The organism is Melioribacter sulfuriphilus (assembly GCF_051488685.1).
In the GTDB taxonomy this organism is placed as follows: Bacteria; Bacteroidota; Ignavibacteria; order Ignavibacteriales; family Melioribacteraceae; genus Melioribacter.
On record NZ_JBPSEH010000004.1, the window covers coordinates 164,231 to 177,475 of the forward strand.

Annotated in this window: 12 protein-coding genes; 6 read left to right on the forward strand and 6 right to left on the reverse strand. The window is 36.5% G+C overall.

Translation table 11 applies throughout. The features are described 5' to 3' along the window. Nucleotides 1-7 precede the first annotated feature (7 nt). The 4 genes from ACSSV9_RS07185 to ACSSV9_RS07200 all read right to left on the reverse strand — a co-directional run bounded on the left by ACSSV9_RS07185 (nucleotide 8) and on the right by ACSSV9_RS07200 (nucleotide 3,728). Nucleotides 8-496 (reverse strand): deoxycytidylate deaminase, encoded by a 489-nt coding sequence (locus ACSSV9_RS07185; protein WP_437346564.1) that lies wholly within the window; start codon nucleotides 494-496, stop codon nucleotides 8-10. 283 nt (nucleotides 497-779) lie between these two features. Beyond that, on the reverse strand, nucleotides 780-1,994 hold the full coding sequence (locus ACSSV9_RS07190; protein ID WP_437346565.1) for a sensor histidine kinase: 1,215 nt from the start codon (nucleotides 1,992-1,994) through the stop codon (nucleotides 780-782). A 27-nt stretch (nucleotides 1,995-2,021) separates the two neighbouring features. After that, entirely contained in the window at nucleotides 2,022-3,290 is a 1,269-nt protein-coding gene (locus ACSSV9_RS07195) for an adenylosuccinate synthase (protein ID WP_437346566.1), read from the reverse strand. A 93-nt stretch (nucleotides 3,291-3,383) separates the two neighbouring features. Then, entirely contained in the window at nucleotides 3,384-3,728 is a 345-nt protein-coding gene (locus tag ACSSV9_RS07200; RefSeq protein WP_437346567.1) for an STAS domain-containing protein, read from the reverse strand. A 155-nt stretch (nucleotides 3,729-3,883) separates the two neighbouring features. On the opposite strand from ACSSV9_RS07200, the gene ACSSV9_RS07205 reads away from it, so the two are divergent. Genes ACSSV9_RS07205 through ACSSV9_RS07230 form a run of 6 tightly spaced genes read left to right on the forward strand, consistent with a single transcriptional unit; the run spans nucleotide 3,884 to nucleotide 10,097 of the window. Further along, entirely contained in the window at nucleotides 3,884-4,471 is a 588-nt protein-coding gene (locus ACSSV9_RS07205; RefSeq protein WP_437346568.1) for an RNA polymerase sigma factor, read from the forward strand. After that, nucleotides 4,471-5,589, forward strand: a complete 1,119-nt coding sequence (locus tag ACSSV9_RS07210) for a hypothetical protein (RefSeq protein WP_437346569.1) — start codon at nucleotides 4,471-4,473, stop codon at nucleotides 5,587-5,589. Before ACSSV9_RS07205 ends, ACSSV9_RS07210 begins: the two co-directional genes overlap by 1 nt. Before the next feature lie 4 nt (nucleotides 5,590-5,593). Continuing rightward, nucleotides 5,594-7,615, forward strand: a complete 2,022-nt coding sequence (locus tag ACSSV9_RS07215; RefSeq protein ID WP_437346570.1) for a PP2C family protein-serine/threonine phosphatase — start codon at nucleotides 5,594-5,596, stop codon at nucleotides 7,613-7,615. 24 nt (nucleotides 7,616-7,639) lie between these two features. Beyond that, entirely contained in the window at nucleotides 7,640-7,999 is a 360-nt protein-coding gene (locus tag ACSSV9_RS07220) for an STAS domain-containing protein (RefSeq protein ID WP_437346571.1), read from the forward strand. Continuing rightward, entirely contained in the window at nucleotides 7,996-8,430 is a 435-nt protein-coding gene (locus ACSSV9_RS07225; protein ID WP_437346572.1) for an ATP-binding protein, read from the forward strand. The genes ACSSV9_RS07220 and ACSSV9_RS07225 overlap by 4 nt, the downstream gene beginning before the upstream one ends. Beyond that, complete coding sequence (locus tag ACSSV9_RS07230) at nucleotides 8,430-10,097, forward strand: PP2C family protein-serine/threonine phosphatase (protein WP_437346573.1); 1,668 nt, start codon at nucleotides 8,430-8,432, stop codon at nucleotides 10,095-10,097. Before ACSSV9_RS07225 ends, ACSSV9_RS07230 begins: the two co-directional genes overlap by 1 nt. Nucleotides 10,098-10,126: 29 nt before the next feature. Here the strand turns inward: ACSSV9_RS07230 and secF are convergent, their stop codons facing one another. Together secF and secD are read right to left on the reverse strand one after the other, a co-directional pair. After that, on the reverse strand, nucleotides 10,127-11,233 hold the full coding sequence (gene secF, locus ACSSV9_RS07235) for a protein translocase subunit SecF (RefSeq protein ID WP_437346574.1): 1,107 nt from the start codon (nucleotides 11,231-11,233) through the stop codon (nucleotides 10,127-10,129). Nucleotides 11,234-11,285: 52 nt separating this feature from the next. Further along, the gene (secD, locus tag ACSSV9_RS07240) at nucleotides 11,286-13,172 is read right to left on the reverse strand and encodes a protein translocase subunit SecD (protein WP_437346575.1); all 1,887 of its coding nucleotides are present in this window, start codon (nucleotides 13,170-13,172) and stop codon (nucleotides 11,286-11,288) included. Nucleotides 13,173-13,245: the final 73 nt, after the last annotated feature.

The window sequence follows — 13,245 nt, forward strand, 5'->3', positions numbered from 1 at the left end:
TAACTTTTTATTTTTTAATGGAGGTAAAATTCTCGATATCGTATTTAATGATTTTTTCCGGCATTGGCAGTCTTTTCAATTCAACATGAGCACGTTTGAAAAATTCTTCTGCAAGTGTATCATGATAATCTGAAAATATTACAACTTCTTTAATTCCGGCTGTAATGAGTGCTTTGGCACAATTGGTACACGGCATGTTAGTTACATAAGCCGTAGCGCCTTGAGTACTAATTCCGTGTGAAGAACATTGCAAGAGAGCATTCATTTCGGCATGGATGGTTCTTACACAATGATTGTCGATTACTAAACAACCTACATCTTCACAGTGGTCGTCGCCCGGAATAGAACCGTTATAACCTGTCGATAAAATTTGCTTATCTTTTACAAGTACGCATCCGCAATGCATCCTTAGACAAGTAGCTCTTTCCGAAACAAGCATTGCAACCTTTAAAAAGTACTCGTCCCACGATGGGCGTTTACTGTGATTAGAGCTCATCTTATTTCCAATATGATTGATAATGAAGTGACAAATTTAACCAAATTCTATTTAAAAAAAACACTGCTATGGTGGAGGGCGACACCATAGCAGCGAGGTTAGTTTTTAGGAGGGTTATGTAAGTTATGTATACTTAATTTAATTTCCACAAGGAGCGTGCCAAATTAAAATTGTTTTATTGCTCATATAATCCTATCCAAAGTCCGAATATTTTTCAAAAATTAAAAAAATGCAGAAATTTTTTCTTATGAATGGTAGTGGTAAAAGTAGCGATAAAAAAAAGTTAAATATTTCTTTTTAGAATGATTCTGAAGGTAGTACCTTTATTTATTATCGATTCTTTTACAAAGATTTTACCGTCGTGATAATTTTCAATAATTCTTTTCGAAAGGCTTAAACCCAAACCCCAACCTCTTTTCTTTGTCGAATAACCAGGTTTGAAAACTTCTTTTTTATTACGTGCTTCAATTCCTTTGCCTGTGTCTTTAATGTCGATTACGAGTAAATCGTTTTTTTGTTTGATGTTGAATTCGATCGACCCGTTTTCGTTTTCGATGGCGTCGAGAGCATTTTTAATCAAATTTTCGATTACCCATTCGAATAATTCTTTATTGAGAAGAGCCTTTAACGAAGCATCGCCCGTTATTGAAATATTGATGTTCTTACCTATATGTGGCAGGCGTCGTTCGAAATATCGAATTACGTTTTCAATTATTTCATAGGGCGATTCAACTTTTAACTCAGGTTTGGAGCCAATTTTTGAAAAACGCATCGTAATCTTGTTCAGGCGTTCGAGATCGTTCGAAATTTCGTCTACTATATCAAGTACTTTATCGGGGTTGTCATAATTGATTCTGAGGATTTCATTCCAGCCCATAAGACTAGAAATCGGCGTGCCCAGTTGGTGTGCGGTTTCTTTCGACATACCTACCCAGATGCGGCTCTGTTCGTTTTTGCGGATAAAGTTAAATCCAGTATATGCTATCAGTATGAAAACAATCGCAAAAAGAATTTGAAGGTATGGATAATAACGTAATTTACGAACCACAGTGGAATCGCCATAATAAATTAACTGTATTACCTTTCCGTCAGGAGCTTTTATTTCGATGGGGGGATGTTCACTCTTAAGTTCTTTTAACATTTCAGTGAGTAATTCGAATAATTTCTCTTTCGGTATGTTGGGCTCGAAATAGATATTCTTATAACCGATGCCTGCTTCAGTAGAAACGATATTGCCTTGAGCGTCGGTTAGGATGAGAGGAAAATCGATTCGCTGTATCAGATTCTGGAATATAAATGTAATGTCGCTCCCAGTTTCGTCGGGACGTGCTATATATTCCAGACTGTTTGCGTATAACTGAATTATCTCCTTTTCTCTTTCCTGCAATTTATTGACGAGATACTGTGTGTAATACCAGGTGCCGAGAGCTATTAGTGAACCAATAAAGAGGAGAGCAAACTTAATTTTTGATGTTGTCGAGTTGCTCAATTTATTCATAACGTTCTTCCGTAAGTGGAAGAAATATTATAATTCAATAGTTTGACTTCTTGCGGGACCTACTGAAATCATTTTGATTTCAAATCCGCTCTGTTGAGATATAAATGTTAAATACTCTTTTGCTTCCGAAGGAAGGTCGTCGTAATATTTAATTTTTGATATGTCTTTTTTCCATCCTTTGAGTGTTTCATAAACGGGAGTTACATTTTCCAATCTATTGACATCCGTAGGATACGACTTAAGTTTCTTGCCGTTAATTTCGTAGCCGACACACACTTTAATTTCGTCGAGGTAGCTGAGTACGTCGAGTTTGGTAATGGCAGCTCTTTCGATACCGTTAATCATTCTTGAATAATTAACCAAGAATGCATCGTACCAGCCGCAGCGTCGTGGTCTGCCGGTCGTAGCGCCGAACTCAATACCAGCCTTACGTAATTCTTCAGCTTGATCTCCTTTCAACTCGGTAGGGAAAGGTCCAAGCCCTACTCGTGTAGTATAAGCTTTTACAATACCAATAACCGAATCAATTTTCGTGGGTGGAATTCCCGTACCAGTTGCTGCACCGCCTGATGTCGGATTTGAAGAAGTTACATACGGGTATGTGCCGAAATCGACATCGAGTAATGTACCTTGTGCTCCTTCGAGCAGAATTGATTTGCCTTCATTTATTGCATTGTTTAAAAGCACTGATGTATCGGTTATATATTGATCAATTTTTCGGTCGAAGTCAGTATATTCTTTAATAATCTCGTCGACGTCCAGTTCCTCGCGATTATAGATTTTTCGAATTATGGCATTTTTTTCTTCGAGATTTATTTTAATTTTTTCTTCTAACACTTTCTTATCGAGCAAGTCGACGATTTTAATTCCTTTGCGTGCATATTTATCGATATAACATGGACCAATGCCTCTGCCTGTGGTACCGATTTTTGTTGAACTGCTTTCATTTAATGAATCGAGCAATTTATGATAGGGCATTATAAGATGAGCATTATGACTAATAAATAATCGGCCCTTTATATTGATTCCCATCTCTTCGAGCAGTTTTATTTCCTCGAGTAAAGCTTTCGGGTCGATTACTACTCCGTTTCCTATAACACAAATAATATTTTCGCGTAATATACCGGATGGGATCAAATGGAGAATGTATTGTTTATCGCCTACCTGAACGGTATGTCCTGCGTTTGCCCCGCCCTGATAACGGGCTACAATGTCGTATCGTTCTGAAAGTATATCAACAACTTTGCCTTTGCCTTCGTCACCCCATTGGCTACCAACTATTACGGTAACGCTCATCTTTATCTCCATTAATTATAAAAAGGTGGGTAAACCACAAACTATTAAATTTCCCCTTCCCCGTACTATCAAGAATAAAACGGAATTAGGAAATTATTTTTCGGAAAAACTTTTTACAGCTTCCTCAACAGATTGATAATGCTCGAAAATAGTTATTAGTTTGGTAATTACCAGTAGACTTTCGATTTTATCGGTAGCGTTAGCAAGTTTAAAGTTACCACCGCCATTTTTCATCGTGGTATATCCGCTTATAAGCATACCGAGCCCTGAACTGTTCATAAATTTACAACCGGAGAGGTCGACAACTACATTTTTTTTACCTTCGTCAAGGAGTTTGTGCAGTAAATCGCTGAATTCCTGAGCTTCCGGCCCGCCCATTACATTCCCTTTTAACTCGATTACTACTGCTCCGTATTTTTCATATGTGTTAATTTTCATGAGTTCTCCTTAAATTTATCAATTCTATTATTACTCGATTTGCAGATTATTCATTATTAATAATTATATTAGTATCTAAATTATCGAATACTATTGTAAAAATAAAGAAATATTTCCTCAAGAGAAACATTAATTTTTTTACAACGTCTAAAACTATGACTTTGCTTAATAATAATGAAGAGAAGATTGATAATCTGCACGATGAAGACTTTGAGCTGATTGAAAAGTTTATTAACGGAGACGAGTCGGTATTTAGAGTTCTTGTTTTGAAGCATAAAGACAAAGTAAGAAATCTTGTCTTTCTTACTTTGGGCGACAATGAGTTTGTTGACGATATTTCACAGGATGTTTTTATAAACGTTTATAATAAACTGAAAGACTTCCGGTTTGAATCTAAATTTACAACCTGGATTTATAGAATTACCGTAAACAGATGTCACGATTACTTGAGGAAGAAAAGAGTGCGCAGCATTTTTTCACCGCTTGAAGATACCGATCGCCAGTACGGTGTTAAATCTTTTTCTGAAAATATCGATTTACAGAAAATTGTCAGAAAGGCGATTGAAAGATTACCTGAAAATCTGAAAGTGCCTCTCGTTTTAAGAGATATAGACGGATTTACTTATAAGGAGATTGCTGAACAACTTAATACCGAAGTTGGCACAATTAAATCGAGAATATTCAGAGCCCGCGAGGCGTTGAAAGTTATTCTCGAACCATATTACAAAGAAATGAATAGATAATGAACAAAAATCAGAAAGAAAATATTAAAAGATTCCTGCCAATTCTACCGATCATTTTATTGACAATCATATTAATGCTGGTATTCAAATTCAACAAAGAAAATATTGAAGAATTTATTGAAGAAAGACAGAATGATATTATCTCCTTCTATACAGGGAATCTCAAACCTCTTTTTTACAAAACCGAGATCAGCAACGAGGATGTCTTTAACTTTGCGCTCTACAAATACCTGCCCATCGACAAAGTTAATAACGAAATTGTAATGATATCGGACGATCCTGCAAAGCGTGATGTGGTCTACGAAATAAAAACATTACCCGCCGAAGTTAAACAAAACCATTATAAATTATTTACGGATTATCTCAAACTAAACAAAAACCAGAAGCAGAGAGTCGACTCACTGCTCGATTACTATAAAAGACAAATTTATTATTCAATACTTACAGACGACAATCAAACACTGGCATTCAATCCCAGATTGTCTGAACTTCAAAAAGCATTACTTGCCGACTTGATTAAATTTGCTTCGAAGATTGATAAAAACAAAATTGATATACTTTTTGCCAACAATTACTTGCCAAAAGAGCAAGAACTAACAGATTTCGTGGAGAATATCCAGAAAGTTAGTGATAACAGGTTTCTGTTTGTTACTCCCGACACAGTCTTTTTTGCGATGGGAGAAATCGATACTCAGGCATTAGACAAGGAATTTATGCATACCGGCATAAAAGGAGTGCCCGCTGCAGGCAATATCAAATTCGAATTATTGAAAGAACATTCCAAAATAAACTTCAATTTTGATTCCAATAAATTTAAGGTATGCATACCATATGCGGAAAATTACTACAAGGATGCAGAAGATTTCAGAATCGAAATGGGAGAGTTGAATGAAGAATTACAACGAATTCAAATAGAGCTTCCCAGACTACTCGAGGCAAAAGTTTCGGTTGAGAAAAAATTTAAGTACGGCCGACATCACGTCGACCCTTCAGAAATGATTAAAGCTGCGTTAAAAGCAGTACGGGCTAAAGATGAGATTGACTGGGAAGAATTCGGAAGAAAAATCGACTCGATTGCTCGTAGTTATGCCGACTCGGTTTCTAAACAGAAAAAGTGAATCCATGAATCTTAAAAGTATTATAAAATTAACACGAAGCCGCAGTCTCGAAAATGCAGTTGTTGTCTCGGTTCTTCTTCTGATTTATAATTTTATTTTCCCTATTCACTCCAATCCATTTATATTATTATTTAATGAAGTACTTGTCTTCTTCACTATTTTCTTCATCTATAATTATATTTCGCCATATACAGAATTAAGAAAAGATGCACCGCTTTCGTTAGTTTTGAATGCGGGTATACTCGGTGCAATGGTCTTTTTTATTATTTCACTCGCCAATTCAGCTTTTGACGATGGCAATTCAATTAAGTCAGATACAGGCGCCGTAAATACTCTTTTTATTACGGTTTCGAACTACATTTTCATAATTGTTCTTACATATATCTTTTCAACATTCCGCACACTCTATTACTTGCGACAAAAGAAAGACCAATCGCTCTATTTCAATACAATGTTATTCTTTTTTGTAATGACTTTTTTCTCAGAGCTTGCAAATTTGAATTCGTCTTTGGACTTTATACACGATGCATTCTATATTGTCACTATTGTGCTTATCTCTTTGAATTCTCTAAAAGTATCGTGGATTGCATTCCTTACCAAAAAACAGAAATTGTATCTCCTCCTGATATCAATTATACTTTCAATATTATTTGGTTTTAATTTTGGTCTTTTGAGCGAAAGCAGCGTAATTAAAATGATTCTGTTTAAGCTGTCGGTAGGACTTTATTCTGTATTTAGTCTGGTGATGATATATGGCATGATTTATTTCGGCGTTATTTTTTTCACTACCTTATTTCATCTTCCGACAGCCGAAGCTTTTGATCGACGTTCCGAAGAAATTTCCTCGCTAATGGATCTTACAAAACTGATTACTCAGGTTTTTGATTTTAAGGAACTGGCTGATTCAATAATTAATTTTACTACAAAGATTTGCAATTCAAATGCTGCGTGGCTTGTAACAATTAGCGAAGACGGAATTGAAGTAAATGCAGTTAACAATATCGGTTATGTTGAAGCACGGCGAGCTGCAGAATTGTTTCTGAAAGATTCCGTCAACGGCGTCTATTCGATTACGAATGCGCATGAAATCGACGATCAATTTGACTTCCGTACAGTCGCCGTAGCCCCATTGAATGTTCACAGTAAATTGAGCGGCTATTTATTTACAGCAAGATACAGCGAAGTCGACTTTGACAAAGATGAAAAGAATACTCTTCAAACATATGCAGATTATGCTTCGGTAGCGCTCGAAAATGCCAAACTTATAGCCGAATCGATTGAAAAAGAACGTCTTGAAAAGGAACTCGATGTTGCCAGAGACGTACAACGTAAAATATTGCCCGTAATGTTTCCCGTCTCCGATAAGTATGAATTAACTGCTCTCTTTATCCCTGCATTTGAAGTGGGCGGAGATTATTATGATTTCTTTGAACTTTCCGACAACAGACTCGGTTTTATTGTGGCTGATGTATCAGGTAAAGGAATTTCCGCAGCGTTTATAATGGCCGAACTGAAGGGGATTTTCGAATCGCTTGCTAAGATTGTAAATTCACCGACCCAGCTCCTGATTAAAGCAAATGAAATTCTTAAAGATAGCCTGGATAAAAAAAACTTTGTTACTGCCGTATACGGGATACTCGATTATGAAAAAGGTGAAGTTAAAATTGCAAGGGCAGGGCACACACCTATTATTTATTGTAGCGGTGGGAAAATATCGAGACTCCTGCCTAAGGGTATCGGCTTGGGACTCGATTACTCCGATAAATTTGAAAATTCTCTCGAAGAGTTACAAATTAATTTGAAACAAGGCGACCTTTTTGTAATTTATTCTGACGGAATTCCAGAAGCTAAAAATTCAATGAATGAAGACTTTGGTTATGACCGTTTTGAAAAGATAATTTCCTCGAACTGTAGTAAAAAACTCGACGGAATTACAAACGAGATTGTAAAAGAGATCACTTTATTTTCGAAAGACAATACTCAACACGATGATATCACTCTTGTTATCATTAGATGGGGTAAATAAAATTATTAAAACGGAGAATTATAAATGGCAGATTTTAATGTCGGCTTGAGGCATGCCGGTTCCGTTAGCATTGTAGAATTAAAAGGTTATCTGGATGCTCACACAGCTCCAGAGCTTGAAAATGTGTTCAACAAATTGATCCAGGAAAATAAATACAAAGTGGTAGTCAATTTCGATCAACTAAATTATATAAGCAGTGCAGGACTCGGTGTGTTCATGGCTTATGTCGAAACGATGAGAGAAAACAACGGCGATATAAAATTTGCCAATCTTAAAGAAAACGTATATAATATTTTTGACCTGCTCGGGTTTCCCCTCCTTTACGAATTCTACAAAGATGAGAACGAAGCTATTAATAAGTTTAATGAGCTGAGTAAATCTTGAAAAACGACAGATTGCAAAAACAACTTAAAGTATACAGCAGCACGGAAAATCTGGCAAAAGTCAGAAAATTTGTGAAGGAAAGTGCTTTTGAGTGTGGCTTCGGCGAAGACGAAGTAGAACAGATTATTCTGGCTGTGGACGAAGCTTGTACAAATATAATAAAGCATGCATATCACTACTCGCCCGAAGGCGTGATCGATATCAAAATTATCTTTATCAATGATAAATTTACGGTTACAATTACAGACGAAGGCAACGGCTTCGATCCGAATTTAATCCCGATACCCGACGTCCAGGAATTTTATAAACAAAAAAAGGTCGGAGGTCTCGGTATCTATTTGATGAAAAAACTAATGGATGAGGTAGTCTATTCTGTTGAAGACAATCGCAAAAACAGAGTAACTTTAGTCAAATATCTTAAGAACTCTTGATGGATAGAACCGATAATATTGGTTTGTTGAGAAATCTATCGGCTCTCGTCGATTTCAGCAATCTTATCAACTCAAGCCTCGATATCAATTTCATACTCAACAATATACTGTTGACATGTATGGGTAAATTCCATACATCCAGAGGAATGGTCGTATTGTTTGACAGGGAGGGGGAGCCATATATAAATCTGACGAAAGGTTTTATCAATGCTCCTAAAATTCCAGAAAAGTTAAATTCGAACGACGAGACGCTCGATAATTTTATGAGGAATTGTCAGTTCGCAATTCGTAAGGAAATTAACTCTACTACCGGAACAATCGGTATGATTTTTCTTGGTAAAAAATTGATAGGCGAAGAGTATAACAAAACGGACATCGAATTTCTGGGTACAATAATCAATATCGGAGCTACGGCAATTGAGAATTCCCTGACTGTAGAAGAACTAAAAAGAGTCAACAGGGAACTTGATTCGAAAGTTAATCAATTAAGTTCACTCTTCGACTTAAGCAAAGAATTCAGCGGCTTATTGAAGATTGAAACGATTGGTAAGCTGCTGGCATTTTCATTAATCGGTCAGATGACAGTTTCGGAATTTGCCATTGTAATTTGTAGTGGCGAAAAATACCAAATACTCGAAACGAAATTCGACAAAAATAAAATAACAGCTTTTTTGAATAATTGTGATGCCAAGAAAATTAATAATGTTATAGTCGGACGTCAGTTTAAAGACGAATTAATTCCGTTGAACGAATTGGGTGTTGAATTGATTGTGCCAATGCAGATCAAAGGCGAAACCAAAGGACTAATTATGCTGGGTGAAAGAAAGAATAGTAAAAAATACGAGAAGACGGACATAGAATTTATTTCTTCGCTGGGAAGTATTGCCATAATATCGATTGAAAATGCATTGCTATTCGAAACTGCGCTTGAAAAACAAAGAATGGAAAAAGATCTTGAAACTGCCCGAACAATACAAAAAAATTTACTTCCTAAATACATACCAAAGTTTGATACAATTGAGATTGCTGCATTTAGCGAATCGGCAAAAATTGTCGGTGGAGATTATTACGATATTATTCAACTCGACGATGAGAATCTATTGATTGCAATAGCAGACGTATCAGGTAAAGGAGTGCCTGCATCATTGCTGATGGCAAATCTTCAGGCATTTATTAAAACAATTTGTAAAATGAAATTGCCCCTCGACCGAGCGACAAATTTAATTAATGACTTAATTGCTGAAAATACAACCATGGGAAATTACGTTACTTTTTTCTGGTCGGTATTTAATATAAAGTCAAAAGAATTAACTTATGTCAATGCTGGTCATAATCCGCCGTTCATAATTAGAGAGGGTAAAATCACTAAACTAAAAAAGGGAGGGATGATTATTGGCTTTTTACCAACCACAATTCCTTATGAATCTGAAACAATCAAACTTCAAAAAGGGGATTTCCTTATTTTGTATACCGATGGAATTACAGAAGCAATGGACAAGGATAACAATGAATACACAGATGAAAAATTCGAACAGCTAGTAAAACATTTTAAAGAAGAATCGCCTTATGATGCCATGAGAATTATTAAAGAAAGTTTGGATGATCATACAAAGGGAGCTGAACAGAGCGACGATTTAACTTACATAGTTGCCAAAGTGATAAAATAAAAAAGCCGCTGATATCAGCGGCTTTTATTTTAGAATTCAACTTTTTTGGCTGACCTGTTTGCCATTTCAAGCACAAATGCGCTCGCGATGAAAATAGAAGAGTAGGTTCCAGTAATCATACCGATTAATAACGCAAAAGCAAAACCTCTTAATACCTCTCCGCCAAATATTAATAAAACTATTACTGTTAATAAAGTGGTTAAAACCGTAATAATTGTACGGCTTAATGTTTTATTAATTGCTCTATTTATGTTCTCTATTAAAGGAAGTGATTTATGAATTTTGATTTCCTCCCTTACTCTGTCGAAAACAATCACAGTATCGTTAATAGAATATCCAACGAGGGTGAGAAATGCAGCGACAACACTGATTGATATTTCCAGATTTAATCCTGGTATCAATCCGTATAAAGCAGCAAAAAGACCCAGCGTTATTAACACATCGTGAAATAGAGCTATAACTGCACCGAGTGCAAAGATAAATTTAAAGCGGAATCCGAGATAGATAAGAATTACAAGCAGCGACAACATTACGGCGATGATTGCGTCTGTCTTTAATTCCTGACCTATTTTTGGACCAACCTTATCCTCTTTTAAGACATTGAACGGATTGTCCACAAAATATTCAGAAAAATTTTCTTTAATCCAGTCTGCAATACCGAGTCTGACTATGATCTGCGTATTTTCAGGTTCTACCGAAGCTTTGGCTGTTTGGAAACCGGCTTCGAAAAGTTTGTCATAGACCAGATTTGCAATTTGAGCATTAGGGAAATCATACGTCAATGCTGTAAATGATGAGTCAATTAACTTGAATTCTTCGCTCTGGGCCACTTTTTTTATTATGGATTCAATTTTATTTTTTACTGTAGGTATTATTTCTGGTGGCAATTCTTGCAATTCAGTTCTCAATAGTATCCCTAAAGAACCTCCAAAAGTCTTAACTTCAACATTACCCAATCCCATATTTTCTACTGCTTTACGAACTTCTGCAATGTCTATCGGTTTACTAAATTCCAGTGCTACTTCAGTACCACCTTTGAAGTCAATACCAAACTGTAAACCTCTGACAAGAATACTGATTAATCCTAATAATAATATGACGGAAGAAAGGATGTAATAAGTTGTCCGTTTTGACATAAAGTTGATATTTGAATTCTCGAATAGTCGCATCTATTTGACCTCTCCTCAATTAACCAATATTAATTTTTTGTCCTTTGTTTAACATATAGTCAAACATCATACGCACCAGGATCAAAGCGGAGAACAAGCTTGTCAGAATACCTATCATTAACGTAAGCGCAAATCCTTGAATGGGTCCGCTACCAAACTGGTAGAGAATAATCCCGGTAAAGAATGTTGTGATATTCGAGTCGATAATAGCTGAGAATGAATGACTATATCCGGCGTCGACCGCAGCTCGTGCGGTTTTTCCGGTATTTAATTCTTCACGTATTCTTTCGTAGATAATAACATTGGCATCAACTGCCATTCCCATCGTTAATACGATACCAGCAATACCAGGTAAAGTAAGAGTAGCCTGAAATCCTGCCAGGACACCCAGTATTAACAAGACTGTCACAATAAGCCCAATATCTGCCAGAGTGCCGGCTTTTTTATAGTAGAAAATCATAAAAATTGCAACGAGTGTATAACCTAACCATAGTGAATTGAAACCCTGTCGTATCGAGTCCTGACCTAAGGATGGTCCAACTGTTCTCTGTTCAATTATATCGACGGGCGCAGGTAGTGCACCAGCTTTTAAAACAATTTCGAGTAGTTTAGCTTCGTCTAAATTTGGAATTCCGCTGATTTGAGAATTTCCTGAAGGAATTTTGCTCTGTATTACAGGAGCCGAATAGACAACGCCGTCCAGAACGATTGCACACCTTTTGCCAATGTTTGAACCTGTAATTCTTGCCCATTCCCGTGCTCCTTCCGCATTCATTTGCATAGATACTACAGGTGCAGATGTAGTCGGATCAATGTTTGCCTGTGCATCGACAATAACTCCACCAGTAAGTTCGGGAGTCTTGTTTACCATATACATACGAAAATATTTCTCACCATCTTCCCCTACGATCGGTTTGGCATCAAAAAGAAATTCAATATTATCGGGCATTACTTTCTTAACTTCTTCAAGGTTCAGGTATGTAAGCAATTTCTGTTTATCGTTTTCTTTTACATAGGCATCGGGTACCCTACCTTGAGGGTCGGCTAAACGTGCTATTGCAAAGAAAGGATGTTGTTTTGCAAATTCTTCTTCAGTAAGTTGTTTGGTAGTATCTGTATTATTGATTTGGGAAGAATCCACACCCAAAGACTTAGCGAGTGCTTCATCGATTCGATTCATTATCGGGATTGCAAAATCGGCGTCCTTTACCAATTTAAATTCGAGGAGTGCTCTACCTTGCAATAGTCTTTTAGCTTCTTCTTCTCGGGCGACACCGGGCAATTCAACTACAATTCTTCTTGAACCCTGCTTTTGAATATTTGGTTCGGAAACGCCATATTGGTCTACTCTGTTGCGAATAATTTCGATAGCTCTTGTTACTGCGTCGGATTCCTGTTCTTGAAGACGGCTGATAATCTGGGAGTCGTCTTCACGAATTGAACCGAAGTAACGGCTTAAGCGGATGTTCTTTTCTTGCAATTTTCTAGCAAGAATTGTTACCACATTTTCATCCGAAATTTGAGATTCCTTTTCTGCTTGTTTGAGAATTTCTAAGAATTGTTCGTCGGGATCTTTTGCCAGTCTTTCAAGCAGTTTAGCTGTATTTACTTCCATGACAAGATACATACCGCCTTGAAGGTCGAGACCCAATTTAATCCTTTTTTCGCGGGCGGATCGATAATCTGGAGTATTTGCAAGTATACTGTCTTTTTTGGTAGTAATCAATTCTCTTATTTCAATTGGAGTTAAATTCGGGCTGCTCTTCTTTAGGCTATCTTCAATGTGAACAAGTTTTTCCGAGACTTTGATATTATTTCTATAGTCCTGGTAAGTAGGATAGAGGAGATAGAGTGAAAGAGCAATTGCACCGATTACAAGGAACAGTCTAAATCTTATTTCTTTCATCACGGGATCTTAAATTAGTTGATGAATTAATTTTTAGTTAAAGGAACAAAATTTAGAAAGCCGGTTGAAAATG

Coding starts and splice junctions, on each gene's coding strand:
- ACSSV9_RS07205 (WP_437346568.1), top strand. CDS start 3,884: ATGACTTTGCTTAATAATAATGAAGAGAAGATTGATAATCTGCACGAT.
- secD (WP_437346575.1), bottom strand. CDS start 13,172: ATGAAAGAAATAAGATTTAGACTGTTCCTTGTAATCGGTGCAATTGCT.
- ACSSV9_RS07195 (WP_437346566.1), bottom strand. CDS start 3,290: ATGAGCGTTACCGTAATAGTTGGTAGCCAATGGGGTGACGAAGGCAAA.
- ACSSV9_RS07220 (WP_437346571.1), top strand. CDS start 7,640: ATGGCAGATTTTAATGTCGGCTTGAGGCATGCCGGTTCCGTTAGCATT.
- ACSSV9_RS07185 (WP_437346564.1), bottom strand. CDS start 496: ATGAGCTCTAATCACAGTAAACGCCCATCGTGGGACGAGTACTTTTTA.
- ACSSV9_RS07230 (WP_437346573.1), top strand. CDS start 8,430: ATGGATAGAACCGATAATATTGGTTTGTTGAGAAATCTATCGGCTCTC.
- ACSSV9_RS07200 (WP_437346567.1), bottom strand. CDS start 3,728: ATGAAAATTAACACATATGAAAAATACGGAGCAGTAGTAATCGAGTTA.
- ACSSV9_RS07215 (WP_437346570.1), top strand. CDS start 5,594: ATGAATCTTAAAAGTATTATAAAATTAACACGAAGCCGCAGTCTCGAA.
- ACSSV9_RS07190 (WP_437346565.1), bottom strand. CDS start 1,994: ATGAATAAATTGAGCAACTCGACAACATCAAAAATTAAGTTTGCTCTC.
- ACSSV9_RS07210 (WP_437346569.1), top strand. CDS start 4,471: ATGAACAAAAATCAGAAAGAAAATATTAAAAGATTCCTGCCAATTCTA.
- secF (WP_437346574.1), bottom strand. CDS start 11,233: ATGTCAAAACGGACAACTTATTACATCCTTTCTTCCGTCATATTATTA.